The organism is Serratia sp. JSRIV004 (genome assembly GCF_019968705.1).
GTDB classification, from domain to species: domain Bacteria; phylum Pseudomonadota; class Gammaproteobacteria; order Enterobacterales; family Enterobacteriaceae; genus Chania; species Chania fonticola_B.
Genome location: NZ_CP074140.1, coordinates 964,513 through 980,510 on the forward strand (window position 1 = coordinate 964,513; position 15,998 = coordinate 980,510).

Genomic DNA, 15,998 nt, shown 5'->3' on the forward strand with positions numbered 1-15,998 from the left:
CCTAAGGTACTTATAATAACGTTTTTCGGCTCGCTTTGATGCGGTTAATCACCCATTTTTCTACTTCCACTATCAGGAATAGCGCAATGGCTATCATCAGCGTCACGCCCCAATAGAACAGCGGCAGCGGCGCGGTGCCAAACAGCGCGTTCATAAACGGCAGATAAATGATGGCCATCTGTAGCAATAACAACACGCCACTGACCAACCACAGGCCCTTATTGAGGAACAATTGGCGGTTGAGCGGGAAGCGGTCTGCGGTACGGCAGTTGAACATGTAAACCCACTGCGCGGTGACCAGGGTTTGCAGCAGCACGGTGCGGATCAGCTCGCTGCTGTAGCCGCGTGGCGCCATCCAGGCTTCCAGTGCGAAGGCGCTGATGGCGATCAGCACGCCGACGAAGCCGATGCGCCAGATAGCGTGCAGATCCAACACGTTGCTGCCCGGCATCCTTGGTTTACGGTGCATCAGCCCTTTTTCGGCGGGCTCATAGGCCAGGCCAAAGGATAGGGTAGTGGAGGTGGCCATGTTCATCCACAGGATCTGGATGGGCGTCAGCGGCAGCATGGCACCAGCCAGAATGGCGATGATGATCAGCAGGCCCTGTGCCAGGTTGGTCGGCAGCACGAACAGGATGGTTTTCTTCAGGTTGTCGTAAACACGGCGGCCTTCTTTTACCGCGCTGGCGATGGTGGCGAAGTTATCGTCGGTCAGCACCATATCGGCGGCTTCTTTAGTGACCTCGGTGCCTTTGATCCCCATGGCGATACCCACGTCGGCCTGTTTCAACGCTGGTGCATCGTTGACGCCGTCGCCGGTCATCCCTACCACGCCGCCTTTATCCTGCAGCGCTTTTACCAGACGTAGCTTATGTTCCGGGCTGGTACGGGCAAAGATATCGTAGTGCACGGCGGCTTCAGCCAACGCCTGGTCATCCATATGTTCCAGCTCGGAGCCGGTGATAGAGTCCTGGCTGTTGCCAATTCCCAGCATGGCACCGATGGCCATGGCCGTTTTCTGGTGATCGCCGGTGATCATCTTCACGCGGATCCCCGCTTGCTGACATTCGGCGATGGCTGCGACCGCTTCAGGACGTGGTGGATCCATCACACCAGCGATACCGATAAACACCATCTGCTGGCGGATATCGCCGTGATCCAGTTCCACTTCGCCGTCTGGCGTCGTTTTACTGGCGGCGGCCACCATGCGTAAACCTTGCTCGGCGAAGCGCGACATCTCCGCTTCCCAGTAGCCGAGGCGGAAGGGCTGGATGCCGGAATCGGTCAGTTCGAACTCGCACAGTGAGAACAACACGTCTGGCGCACCGGTAAGGAACACCTGATTTTTGCCTGCGACCTGGCTACGTACCGCCATGTATTTGTAACTGGAGTCGAACGGGATTTTAGCCAGTTGGCGTGCTTCACCAATCGCTAATCCAGCTTTCATCGCCAGCACTTTCAATGCGCCTTCCGTCGGGCTGCCGGTGACCAGCCAACGGCCGCTGTCATCCTGCTTGACCTGGCTGTCGTTACACAGGGTGATCGCGGTAATGAACTGCGCTAACGGTGGGATATCTTGAACTTGCGCCGGTTTGTTACTGTCGGCAAAGAAAATGCCGCCAACCGGTTCATAGCTTTCCCCTTCCACGCGGTAGGCATGGTCAGCCATGATGACGTTTTTTGCCGTCATTTCGTTCATGGTCAGCGTGCCGGTCTTGTCTGAGCAGATCACCGTCATCGAGCCCAAGGTTTCTACCGTAGGCAGTTTGCGGATAATCGCGCGGTTACGTGCCATCGACTGCACGCCCAGGGACAAGATAATTGAAATGATGGCAGGCAGACCTTCGGGTACCGAGGCCACCGCCAGGCTGATCAGCGCCACCAGCAGCTCACCGAGCGGCATATCACGCATCGTGAAGGCAAACACGAACAGCAACACCATCATCACCAGGATCAGGATGAAGATGTTTTTGCCCAGGCGATCCATCTGTTGCAGTAACGGGGTGCGCTGGGTCTTAACGGTCGAGATCATCTCGCTGATGTGGCCGAGTTCGGTATAGCCGCCAGTTGCGATAACCACGCCCTTGGCATTCCCGGCGCTGATAGTGGTACCGGAGAACAACAGGTTGGTGCGATCGCCAATCATTACTTCATCAGGGATAGCGTCGGTTTGCTTCGAGACCACGGTAGATTCGCCGGTCAAGATGGCCTCTTCAACCTGAAGGTTGTGAGATTCCAGTAGCCGCAGGTCGGCGGGAATTTTATCGCCAGGGCGCAATAATACGATATCCCCCGGGACCAAATCTTCCGCATTCACGGTGTGGTTAATTCCGTCTCGTACCACAATAGCCTGGCTGGAAAGCATATTCTTAATGCCTTTCAGCGATTTCTCTGCGCTGTTTTCCTGCACAAATCCGATAAGGGCATTGATCACGGCAACGCAAAGAATAACCACCGTATCGATCCAATGCCCCATAATGCCTTTGAGGAAGGCGGCGGCCAGCAGAATATAAATCAGCACATCGTTAAAGTGGGCAATAAAGCGCATAAAGGCGCTTTTGCCTGCCTGCTCCGGCAGGGCGTTGGGGCCAAACTTCTTCAGCCGTTCGGCGGCTTCCTGTTCGCTTAGGCCTTGTTGCTGAACGTTTAAATGCTGAAGCGTTTGTTCAATATCGTATTGATACCAGGCTTTTTCCGGCTTGGGTGGCGCTTGGTATTCAGTGGGGGAATGTTTTGGCATGGAGTGCCTCTCCTTAAAGTCGTTCGAATCTAAGTCCCCATCTGTGTCGGCAGCCCTTTTGCCGGGTTGATATTCCATTGTTTTCTGTCACACAGACGTTAAAGGTAGTCATTTTCAGTTAGTGGGTGGCCAATTATCTGCCGCGTGATAGTAAATAATCGCAAACTTGAGTTTTTGATCTGAGATAATAAAAACAAAGTAATAGGAATTGTTTTAATCAGTGAGAAAATGTTTCTCTATTAATGTCTCTTTAACGTCATTTTTTGTATAGGAAAACTCGTGTCTGCATAGAAAACTATAGAACACCGGGGTTATTGTGTGATGAAAAAATTGCCCATAATCCCATGATTTTTCAAAACGTCGTCTTGTTGTTCTGCCTGGCGATTGCGCCAGGCAGGGTGGTTTTCATCTGGGTTGATAAACTTGTTATAAAGTAATGAATGGATACGCGTTTTTGCTGTCTATGATTAATACCTGATGCCAGCCCATGGTGGCGGCACGGTTTTGTTCCCGGCGTGGCTTCCCACGGTGGGGCGTGAGATATTCGCAGAGCAGGATCTACTGGCCCGTTGGCTGCTGACGCGGCGCGGCAGCGGGGTGGATCGGTTCTGGCAAGCTAACCCAGCGAGGAAAGAGTAAGTATGGTCAAGGTGGACAAATGGCGGTTGTGGGCTGTAGGCCTGTGCCTGACGGCATTTTCTGGTGCAACATTGGCAGACTCCCTGGACGGCGAACGCCAGCGTTATCTGCAAATCAAGCAGGCCTGGGACAGTAAGCAGATGGACGTGGTGGCGCAGTTGATGCCAACGCTGCAGGATTACCCCCTGTATCCTTATCTGGAATATCGCCAGTTGACGCAGGATCTCAGCACCGCCAGTGCGGCTCAGGTCCAGCAGTTTTTGCGGTTGCATCCTACGTTGCCACCCGCAAAATCGCTCTCTGCCCGTTTTGTGAACGAGCTGGCGAGCCGTCAAGATTGGACTACCCTGCTGGCCTTCAGCCCGCAAGAGCCTAAACCTGTTGCGGCGCGCTGTAATTTCTATTACGCCAAGTGGGCCACCGGCGATCAGCAGGCAGCTTGGGCTGGTGCCGATGATATCTGGATGAGCGGTAAAACCTTGCCAGGCTCCTGCGATAAGCTGTTCAGCGTCTGGCAGGCTGCCGGTAAGCAAACGCCGTTGAATACGCTGGCACGGATGAAGCTGGCGCTGAAAGAGGGCAACAGCGGCCTGGTGAACTACCTGTACCGCCAACTCCCAAGCGATTATCAGACCATGGGGGATGCGCTGGTACGGTTGCAAAACGATCCCGCCACGCTGGAAGCCTTCGCCCGTAGCGTCGGCCCAACAGATTTTACCCGTTCGGCTACCACCATCGTATTCGCCCGTCTTGCCCGTCAGGACGTAGAAAATGCTCGAGCTATGATCCCAACGCTGGTCCGCCTACAGAAAATGAGCGAAAGCGAGAAGTTGGCAATGGAGGAAGAGGTGGCCTGGCGGTTGATGGGCAATGATGCCACCTTTGAGCAGACCCAATGGCGCGATCAGGTGATCCTGCGCAGCCAACAGCCAGCCTTGCTGGAGCGCCGCGTGCGTATGGCGCTGGGCGTGGGCGATCGTCAGGGGCTGAAAACCTGGCTGGCACGCCTGCCTGAAGAATCGCGGAACAAGGATGAATGGCGCTACTGGCGTGCCAGTGTCATGATCGATGAAGGTAAACGCAGCGAAGGGGAAGCGATACTGCGTAGCCTGATGAACGAACGCGGCTTCTACCCGATGGTGGCGGCGCAAAAACTGCAGGTGCCTTATCCGGTGATGGTCGCCGTGGCGGCAAAACCGCGTACCGATCTGGTGAGTGGCCCGGAGATTGCCCGGGTGCGTGAACTGATGTACTGGAATATGGATAACCTGGCGCGCAGCGAGTGGAGCTCATTCGTCGCCAGCCGCAGCCGCCCGGAGCAGGAAGCGCTGGCCCGCTATGCCTTTGAGCAGAAATGGGCCGATCTGAGCGTACAGGCAACGATCGTTGGCAAACTGTGGGATCATCTTGAAGAACGTTTCCCGATGGCCTGGCCACAGGAATTCCGCCGTGCTACCGAAGATAAAGGCATTACGCCGAGCTATGCCATGGCGATAGCCCGCCAGGAGAGCGCCTGGAACCCGAAAGCGCAGTCGCCGGTCGGGGCCGCAGGTTTGATGCAGGTTATGCCGCGCACCGCGAAACATACGGTGGATCTGTTCGGTATCCCGGGCTACAGCAGCCCGAGCCAGCTGTTTGATCCGCAAACCAATATCACCATTGGCACCAGCTATCTGGAGTCGGTGTACCAGCAATTTGGTCGTAACCGTATTCTTGCGTCTGCGGCTTATAACGCTGGCCCATCACGGGTGAATACCTGGTTAGGCAATAGCGATGGCCGGGTAGATGCCGTGGCGTTTGTGGAAAGCATTCCGTTCTCGGAAACCCGTTCTTACGTGAAGAACGTGCTGGCCTATGACGCGTTTTATCGTCACTTCATGCATCGGCCAGCGAAGGTGCTGACGGATGCCGAGTGGCAAAGACGTTATTGATATCCCCGTCGTCTTTCAAGCTGTAGCGTTGTTACCGGTATTTTGACGCTTACTCGCGGTATGCTATGCTGCTGTACTAGTTAAATAGTATGGTGGCTGGCATGACGCAATTATCGCTAAACGATCCCGCTCTTTCAGAACAAGGCAATGAAGATTGGCTGCGCTTTGTCGCACTGCTGCAGAGTTCGTTCGATCAGGATTTGCACCAACAGTTGATGCAACTGCTACTGACGCCGGATGAGCGTACTGCGCTGGGGACACGGGTGCGTATTATTCAGGAACTGATGCGTGGCGAAATGAGCCAGCGCGAGCTGAAGAATGAGCTCGGGGCAGGTATCGCAACCATCACCAGAGGATCAAACAGCCTGAAGATGGCGACGCCAGAGCTGAAACAGTGGCTGGAACAGCAATTACTGGGGTGAAGCAATCACCCCGGTGGCTTATTGCTGCGGCGTATTATTACTGCTGTGGCTGCGGTAAATCGGATTGTGGAACGGCACCAGTGCCAGCAGCAACGCCTGGTGGTAAACGCTGGTGCGGCTCAGTCGACCATCGGTAAAGATACCGATCGCTCCCCCCTGACGTTTGACTTCGCTATTGCCGGTGATCAAGGTCATTTCATCGCCTAACTCGCGACCGGCTCGAATACCCTGTAAAATTGATTCTGGCAGCATCAGGCTGGCAGAACGCGATTCGCCACGGGTCGTCGGATTTTCTACCGTCATCCAGGCGAACGTCATATTTTCTTCGATCCCGGCTTCTACTCCGACCCAAAAGTCGGCTTCTGGCCGCACCTGCCGCGCTTCCATCACACGCTGGCGTGCGCCGGTACGGGTTTCGGTATTGCCAATGGGTTGCAGTGAAACGCCGCTGGCGACGTCAACCGATTCTATGCGGCATTGGTCTGCGCCAAAGGTATCTTCAAATGCCAGTTGAATAGCCCTGATCTTTGCCGGGTTGGTAGTTGCAGCGATAACATGATACATAACGGCTTTAGCTTCCTTAAAGTGGGGCTGTGTCTTGCCATGATTTTTGATGGCGGCAAGTTATGCGTAGTGCAAGGCACGAGCCACAGATAAACTCAAGTTTCACGCAGTATAACGGAAAAGCATAATGTTACAGGTATACCTCGTTCGCCACGGCGAAACGGAATGGAACGCAGCACGCCGCATTCAGGGCCAATCCGACAGCCCATTAACCGCCACTGGCGTTCACCAGGCTCATCTTGTTGGCAAACGCGTTAGCCGCGAGGGCGTGACGCACGTGATTTCCAGCGATCTGGGTCGCACCCGTCAGACCGCGCAAATCATTGCGGACGCTTGCGGTTGCGACGTTATGGTAGATGCCCGGCTGCGTGAGCTGCATATGGGCGTTCTGGAAGAACGTTTGATCGACAGCCTGACACCGCAGGAAGAGCTGTGGCGTAAACAGATGGTCGATGGTACTGCTGACGGCCGTATCCCTCAAGGTGAATCTATGACGGAGTTGGCCACGCGGATGCATGCGGCGCTGACCGAGTGCCTGAAACTGCCGCAGGGCAGCAAGCCGTTGATTGTCAGCCACGGCATCGCGCTGGGGTGCCTGATCGGGACAGTTTTAGGGCTACCGGCCTATGCCGAGCGCCGTCTGCGTTTGCGCAACTGCTCGTTGTCACGCGTCGACTATCAGCAAAGCCCTTGGTTGGCTCCAGGCTGGATTGTGGAAAGTGCGGGCGATATCTCGCATCTGGACATGCCCGCGTTGGATGAGCTACAGCGCTAACGGCGGATCGGGATCAGATAGTCGCAACGGATCTCGCTGGGTGGCTGAGGCGGACGCCGGTCACCTTGCGGATAGAAGCGCTCAATATCGTGCCCTTTGCGGCGGGTCAGTTCCAATGCTGGCAGGCAAGTGCCGTACAGTATCAGAATAAAGTCCTGCAGGCCGGAGGCTGGCCCCTGATAGCTGAACATGGCATATTCTCCGCCTTGCAGCGTGATCGGCTGGCCTTCCTGCACCTTGGTCGGCACATGTTGCGCCTCCAGGGCAGTGGTATACAGCACTTCCTGCTCGTCGTCTTTTTCCTGGCTTGGCCGCGAGTGGTGCAGGCCGTAAAGCACCGGTGGCAGGGTGTCTATCTGCCCCAGGTACTGTTGCCAGAATTGGGTACGCAGCTCGGAGCGGAAGCTGGATATTTGCTCCAACGTACAGGAGTAGCTCTGCGTCAGGCCGATCAGGTCCAGCTCGGGTAGCGTGACAAACTCTGGATGTGGCAGCGTAAAGGCGCCCAGACGTATTGGCGGGCACATGCCGAAGGCGTTCCAGTCTTCTGAACGGCGATACAGCGCCGGGGTTTGCGCAAACTGTTTTTTGAATGCGCGAGTGAAGGTCTGCTGTGAGTCGAAACGATACTGCAAAGCAATATCCAGAATAGGCCGACTGGTGAGGCGTAATGCGACGGCGGCTTTGGACAACCTTCTTGCCCGAATATAGGCGCCGATGGCGTTCCCAGTGATATCCTTAAACATCCGTTGCAGATGCCATTTAGAGTAACCCGCTTTTGCCGCCACGTTATCCAGTGACAAAGGTTGGTCCAAATGGCTTTCCAGCCAGCTAAGCAGATCACGAATGATACCGGCTTGATCCATAGATCTTCCTCGTAGAGCTTCAGGTTCGGAACCCGAACTGTTTGATTTGTCATGCTGATACCTGATGCCCACTGACTTATTGATCAATCAGTTGCATTACATACGGCGCTTTTGCGATATGCGTTGCGGGAAGCGGGGGAAAACTGGTGTTAACAGGCATTAAGCGATGACGATGCCGCATAATAGCAACTTTTTTCCTCCACGACTCCCAAAGATTTTTTTCGCTCTCTGTGCTAAAAAGAGCTGACTGGGCCGAGGAAAACCCATTTCTATGACCTGAAGCATCGGCGTTCTTATTAGCAGCCCTGTGATTTAACACGCTGTTCTATTGGAGTTAAGTGAATGAAAAAAGGATGGATATTTTTGTTCGGTCTGGCTTGCGCAACGGTTAATAGCGCGCAGGCGGAACAGGTAGGATCGGTCGATACGGTATTCAAACTGTTTGGTCCAGATCATAAAATTGTGGTTGAAGCGTTCGACGATCCCGATGTTAAAAATGTAACTTGTTATATCAGCCGGGCTAAAACCGGTGGCATAAAGGGTGGGTTAGGGCTGGCAGAGGATACCTCGGATGCTGCCATTTCTTGCCAGCAGGTTGGCCCGATTGAGCTGAGCGACAAGATTAAGAAGGGCAAGGCTGAAGGAACCGTGGTGTTCCAGAAGCGCACCTCTTTGGTGTTCAAAAAGCTGCAGGTCGTGCGTTTTTATGATGCCAATCGCAATGCGCTGATCTACCTGAGCTATTCCGATCGGGTAGTAGATGGTTCACCGAAAAATGCCCTGAGCGCGGTGCCCATCATCCCTTGGGGTGAAGCCAAATAATCCAGACGGGCGCAGCATGCAGCGCTCCTACGTTGTAGCCTGTTCAGATGGCATCGCGTCTGGCCTCAACAAAAAAGGGTTCAGCAAGCTGAACCCTTTTTAACCTGTGACGTTAAGACAGGCTTATTCTTCCAGATCGCCGCAGAAGCGGTAACCTTCACCATGAATGGTAGCAATGATTTCCGGCGTGTCCGGCGTGGATTCGAAGTGCTTACGAATACGACGGATGGTCACGTCTACCGTACGGTCATGCGGTTTCAACTCACGGCCAGTCATTTTCTTCAGCAATTCACCACGGGACTGGATCTTGCCCGGGTTTTCACAGAAGTGCAGCATGGCGCGGAATTCGCTGCGTGGCAGTTTGTACTGCTCGCCAGCAGGGCCGATCAGAGAGCGGCTGTTGATGTCCAGCTCCCAACCGTTGAACTTGTAGCTCTCGACCAGCTTGCGCTCTTCGCCGACGCTACCCAGATTCATGGTGCGTGACAGCAGGTTGCGCGCACGGATGGTCAGTTCGCGTGGGTTGAACGGTTTGGTGATATAGTCATCGGCGCCGATTTCCAGGCCAAGGATTTTATCGACTTCATTATCACGACCGGTCAGGAACATCAGCGCGACGCTGGCTTGTTCGCGTAGTTCACGCGCCAGCAGCAGGCCGTTCTTGCCTGGCAGGTTGATATCCATGATAACCAGGTTGATATCATTTTCGGACAGGATGTTGTGCATTTCTGCACCGTCATTGGCTTCATGAACAATGTAGCCTTCCGCCTCGAAAATGCTCTTCAGGGTGTTACGAGTGACTAACTCGTCTTCGACAATCAGAATGTGCGGGGTCTGCATATTTGCTACCTAAAATTGCCAACAAAATAGAAAATAGGAAGTACAGCAGTCTCGGTGTTCTTCCATGGAGGGCAGAGATACCGCTCACGTTCCCTCAATTACCAAACGACTACAGTACGTAAACTCGTTCTTGATGCGCTTTCCATCAATGTCAACAAGATCGCTAGCTGGGTGGGGGGGCTATTTTTTACCACCCCGAATGATGCCAAAACGGCGCATATCCTAACCCTATTAACAGCAATATAACAGTGTGTGCCGAATTCATCACCTAACAAAACTACGCTTTGTTGACATATATCAAATTCAATTGTAGCACGTTAACAGTTTTGTGAAAAACACTTACAGAACTGCCATGTTAAGTCACAGATCGTCAAATTCTGTGAACGATTCAGCTTTGTTGGAGCTGATGCGTTACAATTGAAAGCTAACTGTTTGGGGTGAAAATATAGCGCTTTGTTTTTAATGAAAATTAAAACTTAACCTACATTTATGATTGTTTCGTCCGATTTATAGGTTGAAATGCCTATTTAATAATATTATAGCAAGCGATCATTTACGATGTTAATCGTTTGTAAATATAATCAGACAAATCCCAACAGTCAAAGAACTATTCTCATTATTTTTCTGGAGTCTTGATGCAGCTTCATATCGTGTTAGTCGCGCCCGCTCGGGCGGAAAATGTTGGCGCAGCGGCGCGGGCGATGAAAACCATGGGCTTCACCTCGTTGCGCATCGTCGACAGCGAGGCCCATCTGCAGCCCGCTGCCCGCTGGGTCGCCCACGGTGCTGGCGATATTCTGGATGCGGTGCAGACGTTTGCTACCCTGGAGCAGGCATTGGAAGATGTAGACTTTACCGTTGCGACTACCGCTCGCAGCCGCGCACGCTTCCATTACTACTGTACCCCTCAGCAACTGACGGAGCAGTTGGCGGAACGTCAGCAATGGGTGCATCAGGCTGCACTGGTGTTTGGCCGTGAAGACTCGGGCCTGACCAATGAAGAACTGGAGTTGGCCGATCTGCTGACCGGCGTCCCGATGGTGGCTGATTATCCTTCGCTGAACCTCGGCCAGGCGGTGATGGTGTATTGCTATCAACTGGCGCAGTTAATGTCAGTCAGCACGCAGCAGGAACCCCTGGCCGATGCCGGGCAACTCAACGCGTTGCGGCAACGGGCAGATCGCCTGTTACAAGCGCTGGACGTGGCGGGCGACCAAAAATTGCGCGATTGGTTACACCAGCGGCTCGGGGTCTTGCAGCAGCGCGATACCGTCATGCTGCACAGGTTGCTGCATGATGTTGAAAAAAAATTGACGAAGTGATGTAGGCGTTTTCTGTTGCTTGGCTGGTGTTATTCACTATTTAATCGGCTTTCTTGTGATTTTTTGTTCTGCAATTCTGTTTTTTTATCGGCTTCATCGCGCAGATCCCACTGTGGCCAGTAAATAGGCAAAACAAAGAAATAATTTGACTTGGCCAGACGATTGCTTTAACCAATAGAGGGGACAGAGATTCTAATGAGACAGACAGACAAAATGCGAAACATCAGCCTGAATACGACAATTATTACCACCACCGATACCACAGGTAACGGGGCGGGCTGACGCGTACAGGAAACAGAAGAAAAAAGCCCGCACCTAACCAGTGCGGGCTTTTTTTTCGGCATAAATTCAGGAGATAACAGAAATGCGAGTGCTTAAATTTGGTGGAACCTCGGTAGCGAATGCGGAACGTTTTCTGCGCGTTGCCGATATCGTGGAGAACAATGCACGCCAAGGACAGGTAGCCACGGTATTGTCCGCACCGGCCAAGATCACCAATCATCTGGTGGCGATGATTGACAAAACGGTAGCCGGCCAGGATATTCTGCCAACCATGAGCGACGCCGAGCGCATCTTTGCCGACCTGCTCAGCGGTTTGGCCAAGGCGTTGCCAGGCTTTGAGTACGATCGCCTGAAGGCACTGGTCGAGCAGGAGTTCGCGCAGCTCAAACAGGTACTGCATGGTGTGGCGTTGTTGGGGCAGTGCCCGGATAGCGTCAATGCGGCTATCATCTGTCGGGGTGAAAAGCTTTCTATTGCCATCATGGAAGGCGTCTTCAAAGCCAAAGGTTATCCGGTTACTGTGATTAACCCGGTAGAGAAGCTGCTGGCTCAGGGCCACTATCTGGAATCGACCGTCGATATTGCCGAGTCCACCCTGCGTATCGCTGCTGCGGCCATTCCTTCAGACCATATCATCCTGATGGCGGGCTTTACTGCCGGTAACGACAAAGGCGAACTGGTCGTGCTGGGGCGTAACGGCTCCGATTATTCCGCCGCCGTGCTGGCCGCTTGCCTGCGAGCAGACTGTTGCGAGATCTGGACCGATGTGGACGGGGTTTATACCTGCGACCCGCGTACCGTGCCGGATGCCCGATTATTGAAGTCGATGTCCTACCGGGAGGCGATGGAGCTCTCTTACTTTGGCGCCAAAGTTCTCCACCCGCGTACCATCACCCCGATTGCCCAGTTCCAAATCCCTTGCCTGATTAAAAACACCGCCAACCCGCAAGCTCCCGGCACCTTGATCGGTGGCGAAAGCGTGGCCGATGATACGCCGGTAAAGGGCATCACCAATCTGAACAATATGGCGATGATCAACGTGTCCGGCCCAGGTATGAAAGGCATGGTCGGCATGGCGGCCCGTGTGTTTGCCGTGATGTCACGCGCCGGGATCTCAGTGGTGTTGATCACCCAGTCCTCTTCCGAGTACAGCATCAGCTTCTGTGTGCCGCAGAGTGAGCTGCAACGAGCTCGTCGTGCCCTGGAAGACGAATTCTACCTGGAGTTGAAAGACGGCGTGCTCGAGCCGCTGGATGTGATGGAACGCCTGGCAATCATCTCGGTCGTTGGCGACGGTATGCGCACCCTGCGTGGCATCTCTGCGCGCTTCTTCTCTGCTCTGGCGCGCGCCAACATCAATATCGTGGCGATCGCTCAAGGTTCTTCCGAGCGTTCAATTTCCGTGGTGGTCGATAATGATTCCGCCACCACCGGCGTGCGCGTCAGCCATCAGATGCTGTTCAACACCGATCAGGTGATCGAAGTGTTTGTGATTGGCGTCGGCGGCGTCGGCGGGGCGCTGATCGAGCAGGTTTATCGTCAGCAGCCTTGGCTGAAGCAAAAACACATCGATCTGCGCATCTGTGGCATTGCCAACTCAAGGGCGATGTTGACCAACGTGCACGGCATCTCGCTAGAAAGCTGGCGAGATGAGCTGGCCGAAGCCAAAGAGCCTTTCAATCTGGGCCGCCTGATCCGCCTGGTGAAAGAGTGCCACCTGCTCAATCCGGTGATTGTCGACTGTACCTCCAGCCAGGTGGTGGCCGATCAGTATGCCGATTTCCTGGCCGATGGTTTCCACGTGGTAACGCCAAACAAGAAGGCCAATACCTCGTCGATGAATTATTACCAGCAACTGCGCACCGCAGCAGCCGGTTCTCGCCGCAAATTCCTGTATGACACCAACGTGGGTGCGGGCTTGCCGGTGATCGAAAACCTGCAGAACCTGCTCAATGCGGGCGATGAGCTGATGCGCTTCACCGGTATCCTGTCGGGGTCACTGTCCTTTATCTTCGGTAAGCTGGATGAGGGGATGTCGCTGTCGGAGGCCACCTTGCAGGCCAAGGCCCTCGGTTACACCGAGCCAGATCCGCGTGACGATCTTTCGGGGATGGATGTCGCTCGCAAGCTGTTGATCCTGGCGCGTGAAGCGGGCTATGCGCTTGAGCTGAGCGATATTGAAGTCGAATCGGTGTTACCACCGTCGTTTGATGCCAGCGGCGATGTGGAGAACTTTATTGCCCGCCTGCCGGAGTTGGATGCCGAATTTAACCGCCGTGTGGCCGCTGCTGCCGCGGAAGGTAAGGTGCTGCGCTATGTGGGGGCTATCGAAGAAGGCCGCTGCCTGGTACGTATTGATGCGGTAGATGGCAACGATCCGTTGTATAAAGTGAAGAACGGTGAGAACGCTCTGGCCTTCTACAGCCGCTACTATCAACCATTGCCGCTGGTGCTGCGCGGTTATGGTGCCGGTAATGATGTGACGGCGGCCGGGGTATTTGCCGATCTGTTGCGCACACTGTCATGGAAGTTGGGAGTCTAATATGGTTAAGGTGTATGCACCGGCCTCAATTGGTAACGTCAGCGTCGGGTTCGATGTGCTGGGAGCTGCAGTTTCCCCTATCGACGGCACGCTGCTGGGGGATTGCGTCAGTGTAGAAGCGGCCAGCCGCTTCAGCCTGGAAAATGGCGGGCGTTTTGTCAGCAAGCTGCCGAGCGATCCTAAAGAGAACATTGTTTACCAGTGTTGGGAGCGTTTCTGCCAGGCGATTGGTCGTGAAGTGCCGGTAGCGATGCGGCTGGAGAAGAACATGCCGATCGGTTCCGGGCTGGGCTCCAGCGCTTGCTCGGTGGTGGCCGGTCTGATGGCGATGAACGAATTTTGCGATCGCCCGCTCAACGAGACGCAACTGCTGGCCCTGATGGGCGAACTGGAAGGGCGTATTTCCGGCAGCGTGCATTACGATAACGTTGCGCCGTGCTATCTGGGCGGCTTGCAGTTGATGCTGGAAGAAGAAGGGATCATCAGCCAGGAAGTGCCTGGCTTTAAAGACTGGCTGTGGGTGATGGCCTATCCGGGCATCAAAGTGTCCACCGCCGAGGCGCGCGCCATTTTGCCCGCGCAATACCGCCGCCAGGACTGTATCAGCCATGGTCGCTATCTGGCGGGCTTTATTCACGCTTGCCACACCCAGCAACCGCGTCTGGCGGCCAAGCTGATGCAGGATGTGATTGCCGAGCCTTATCGCACCCGCCTGTTGCCAGGCTTCGCCGAAGCGCGTAAAGCCTCACAGGAGATCGGTGCCTTGGCCTGTGGCATTTCCGGCTCCGGCCCGACGCTGTTTGCGGTCTGTGATGACGGCGCAACGGCGCAACGCATGGCCGATTGGCTGACCAACCATTACCTGCAAAACGACGAAGGTTTTGTTCATATTTGCCGCCTGGATACCGCTGGCGCTCGACTATTGGGATAACGCATGAAACTGTACAATCTGAAAGATCATAACGAACAGGTCAGCTTCGCGCAGGCTATCAAACAGGGCCTGGGTAAGCAGCAAGGGCTGTTTTTCCCGCTGGAACTGCCAGAATTCGAACTGACCGAGATTGATAAACTGCTGGAGATGGACTTTGTCGCTCGCAGCAGCAAGATCCTGTCCGCTTTTATTGGCGACGAGATCGGCGAAGAAGCGCTGTACAAGCGGGTGAAGGCCGCGTTTGAGTTCCCGGCCCCGGTGGCGCAGGTGGAGAGCGATGTCGCCTGTCTGGAGCTGTTCCACGGCCCGACGCTGGCGTTCAAAGACTTCGGCGGCCGCTTTATGGCGCAGATGCTGGCGGAAGTCGCGGGCGATCAGCCTGTAACCATCTTGACTGCAACCTCCGGTGACACCGGCGCTGCCGTTGCCCATGCCTTCTACGGCCTGAAAAACGTGCGCGTGGTGATCCTCTATCCACAGGGCAAGATCAGTTCGCTGCAGGAAAAGCTGTTCTGCACGTTGGGTGGCAACATCCACACCATTGCTATCGATGGCGACTTTGACGCTTGCCAGGCGTTGGTGAAGCAGGCGTTTGACGATCAGGAACTGAAAGAGGCCGTACACCTGAACTCGGCCAACTCGATCAATATCAGCCGCCTGCTGGCGCAAATCTGCTACTACTTTGAAGCGGTGGCGCAACTGCCGCAGGAAGCCCGCAATCAGTTGGTGATTTCCGTGCCAAGCGGCAACTTTGGCGACCTGACCGCCGGGCTGTTGGCGAAATCCCTGGGGCTGCCGGTGAAACGCTTTATCGCCGCCACCAACGCTAACGACACCGTGCCACGCTTCCTGACTACTGGCCAATGGCAGCCAAACGCCACCGTGGCGACGTTATCCAACGCGATGGACGTCAGCCAGCCTAATAACTGGCCGCGTGTGGAAGAGTTGTTCCGCCGTAAAATCTGGCAGTTGAAGGAGTTGGCTCATGGCGCGGTGAGTGATGAAACCACCAAAGAAACCATGAAAGAGTTGGCTGCCTTGGGCTACCTTTCAGAGCCTCATGCGGCGATCGCCTACCGCGTTCTACGTGATCAACTGCAAGCAGGGGAGTTTGGCCTGTTCCTGGGCACGGCACATCCGGCCAAGTTCAAGGAAAGCGTCGAAGAGATCCTTGGCCAGGAGTTACCGCTGCCACAGGCCTTGGCGGTGCGTGCACAGTTGCCGCTGTTGTCGCATAACATGGCAGCGGACTTTGCCGCGCTGCGTCAATTCATGATGACGTTGCCAGTCTGACAAAACCCGTTCCCTCTCCTTGTCGGGAG

General features: G+C 54.7%; 14 protein-coding genes, 1 pseudogene and 1 other annotated feature. Of the genes and pseudogenes, 11 read left to right on the top strand and 4 right to left on the bottom strand.

Features of this window, described 5'->3' with window-relative positions; genetic code table 11:
• Positions 1 to 10: 10 nt before the first annotated feature.
• Positions 11 to 2,740, bottom strand: a complete 2,730-nt coding sequence (locus KGP21_RS04605) for a cation-transporting P-type ATPase (RefSeq protein WP_179252260.1) — start codon at positions 2,738 to 2,740, stop codon at positions 11 to 13.
• Between the two features lie 477 nt (positions 2,741 to 3,217).
• On the opposite strand from KGP21_RS04605, the gene KGP21_RS04610 reads away from it, so the two are divergent.
• The 3 genes from KGP21_RS04610 to trpR all read left to right on the top strand — a co-directional run bounded on the left by KGP21_RS04610 (position 3,218) and on the right by trpR (position 5,732).
• Positions 3,218 to 3,379, top strand: a complete 162-nt coding sequence (locus KGP21_RS04610) for a hypothetical protein (RefSeq protein ID WP_218519895.1) — start codon at positions 3,218 to 3,220, stop codon at positions 3,377 to 3,379.
• An 11-nt stretch (positions 3,380 to 3,390) separates the two neighbouring features.
• A complete protein-coding gene (sltY, locus tag KGP21_RS04615) occupies positions 3,391 to 5,310 on the top strand; it encodes a murein transglycosylase (RefSeq protein ID WP_094982241.1) in 1,920 nt (639 codons plus the stop codon).
• 101 nt (positions 5,311 to 5,411) lie between these two features.
• Positions 5,412 to 5,732: a trp operon repressor gene (gene trpR / locus KGP21_RS04620; RefSeq protein WP_021179237.1), complete on the top strand. Its 321-nt coding sequence runs from the start codon at positions 5,412 to 5,414 to the stop codon at positions 5,730 to 5,732.
• 18 nt (positions 5,733 to 5,750) lie between these two features.
• Here trpR and yjjX read toward each other — a convergent pair whose 3' ends face one another.
• A complete protein-coding gene (gene yjjX, locus KGP21_RS04625; RefSeq protein ID WP_021179238.1) occupies positions 5,751 to 6,296 on the bottom strand; it encodes an inosine/xanthosine triphosphatase in 546 nt (181 codons plus the stop codon).
• 127 nt (positions 6,297 to 6,423) lie between these two features.
• Here yjjX and gpmB point away from each other — a divergent pair, with 127 nt between their 5' ends.
• Positions 6,424 to 7,071, top strand: coding sequence for a 2,3-diphosphoglycerate-dependent phosphoglycerate mutase GpmB (gpmB, locus tag KGP21_RS04630; RefSeq protein ID WP_021179239.1), 648 nt, complete (start codon positions 6,424 to 6,426; stop codon positions 7,069 to 7,071).
• On the opposite strand, the gene robA is transcribed toward gpmB, so the two are convergent.
• A complete protein-coding gene (gene robA / locus KGP21_RS04635) occupies positions 7,068 to 7,937 on the bottom strand; it encodes an MDR efflux pump AcrAB transcriptional activator RobA (RefSeq protein WP_021179240.1) in 870 nt (289 codons plus the stop codon). The genes gpmB and robA overlap by 4 nt on opposite strands.
• Positions 7,938 to 8,279: 342 nt before the next feature.
• Here robA and creA point away from each other — a divergent pair, with 342 nt between their 5' ends.
• Positions 8,280 to 8,759, top strand: coding sequence for a protein CreA (gene creA, locus KGP21_RS04640; RefSeq protein ID WP_223537401.1), 480 nt, complete (start codon positions 8,280 to 8,282; stop codon positions 8,757 to 8,759).
• Between the two features lie 123 nt (positions 8,760 to 8,882).
• Here creA and arcA read toward each other — a convergent pair whose 3' ends face one another.
• Complete coding sequence (gene arcA, locus KGP21_RS04645; protein WP_024483588.1) at positions 8,883 to 9,599, bottom strand: two-component system response regulator ArcA; 717 nt, start codon at positions 9,597 to 9,599, stop codon at positions 8,883 to 8,885.
• A 108-nt stretch (positions 9,600 to 9,707) separates the two neighbouring features.
• On the opposite strand from arcA, the pseudogene KGP21_RS29710 reads away from it, so the two are divergent.
• From KGP21_RS29710 to thrC, 6 genes and pseudogenes are all read left to right on the top strand, one after another.
• Positions 9,708 to 9,845: pseudogene (locus KGP21_RS29710) on the top strand (hypothetical protein); the annotation flags it as partial.
• 389 nt (positions 9,846 to 10,234) lie between these two features.
• The gene (locus tag KGP21_RS04650) at positions 10,235 to 10,921 is read left to right on the top strand and encodes a tRNA/rRNA methyltransferase (protein WP_179249560.1); all 687 of its coding nucleotides are present in this window, start codon (positions 10,235 to 10,237) and stop codon (positions 10,919 to 10,921) included.
• 213 nt (positions 10,922 to 11,134) lie between these two features.
• Positions 11,135 to 11,203 (top strand): thr operon leader peptide, encoded by a 69-nt coding sequence (gene thrL, locus KGP21_RS04655; RefSeq protein ID WP_071998276.1) that lies wholly within the window; start codon positions 11,135 to 11,137, stop codon positions 11,201 to 11,203.
• Positions 11,142 to 11,260, top strand: a sequence feature (Thr leader region). Its footprint overlaps the gene before it by 62 nt.
• 25 nt (positions 11,261 to 11,285) lie before the next feature.
• A complete protein-coding gene (gene thrA / locus KGP21_RS04660) occupies positions 11,286 to 13,745 on the top strand; it encodes a bifunctional aspartate kinase/homoserine dehydrogenase I (RefSeq protein WP_223537403.1) in 2,460 nt (819 codons plus the stop codon).
• Between the two features lies 1 nt (position 13,746).
• A complete protein-coding gene (thrB, locus tag KGP21_RS04665) occupies positions 13,747 to 14,676 on the top strand; it encodes a homoserine kinase (protein ID WP_059199705.1) in 930 nt (309 codons plus the stop codon).
• Positions 14,677 to 14,679: 3 nt separating this feature from the next.
• On the top strand, positions 14,680 to 15,969 hold the full coding sequence (gene thrC / locus KGP21_RS04670) for a threonine synthase (RefSeq protein ID WP_094982169.1): 1,290 nt from the start codon (positions 14,680 to 14,682) through the stop codon (positions 15,967 to 15,969).
• The last annotated feature ends 29 nt before the right edge of the window (positions 15,970 to 15,998 follow it).

What these genes read in the sequence shown, in the direction of transcription:
- KGP21_RS04605 (WP_179252260.1), bottom strand. Translation starts at nt 2,740, where the DNA reads ATGCCAAAACATTCCCCCACTGAATACCAAGCGCCACCCAAGCCGGAA.
- arcA (WP_024483588.1), bottom strand. Translation starts at nt 9,599, where the DNA reads ATGCAGACCCCGCACATTCTGATTGTCGAAGACGAGTTAGTCACTCGT.
- yjjX (WP_021179238.1), bottom strand. Translation starts at nt 6,296, where the DNA reads ATGTATCATGTTATCGCTGCAACTACCAACCCGGCAAAGATCAGGGCT.
- robA (WP_021179240.1), bottom strand. Translation starts at nt 7,937, where the DNA reads ATGGATCAAGCCGGTATCATTCGTGATCTGCTTAGCTGGCTGGAAAGC.
- creA (WP_223537401.1), top strand. Translation starts at nt 8,280, where the DNA reads ATGAAAAAAGGATGGATATTTTTGTTCGGTCTGGCTTGCGCAACGGTT.
- thrB (WP_059199705.1), top strand. Translation starts at nt 13,747, where the DNA reads ATGGTTAAGGTGTATGCACCGGCCTCAATTGGTAACGTCAGCGTCGGG.
- thrC (WP_094982169.1), top strand. Translation starts at nt 14,680, where the DNA reads ATGAAACTGTACAATCTGAAAGATCATAACGAACAGGTCAGCTTCGCG.
- KGP21_RS04650 (WP_179249560.1), top strand. Translation starts at nt 10,235, where the DNA reads ATGCAGCTTCATATCGTGTTAGTCGCGCCCGCTCGGGCGGAAAATGTT.
- gpmB (WP_021179239.1), top strand. Translation starts at nt 6,424, where the DNA reads ATGTTACAGGTATACCTCGTTCGCCACGGCGAAACGGAATGGAACGCA.
- thrA (WP_223537403.1), top strand. Translation starts at nt 11,286, where the DNA reads ATGCGAGTGCTTAAATTTGGTGGAACCTCGGTAGCGAATGCGGAACGT.
- trpR (WP_021179237.1), top strand. Translation starts at nt 5,412, where the DNA reads ATGACGCAATTATCGCTAAACGATCCCGCTCTTTCAGAACAAGGCAAT.
- KGP21_RS04610 (WP_218519895.1), top strand. Translation starts at nt 3,218, where the DNA reads ATGCCAGCCCATGGTGGCGGCACGGTTTTGTTCCCGGCGTGGCTTCCC.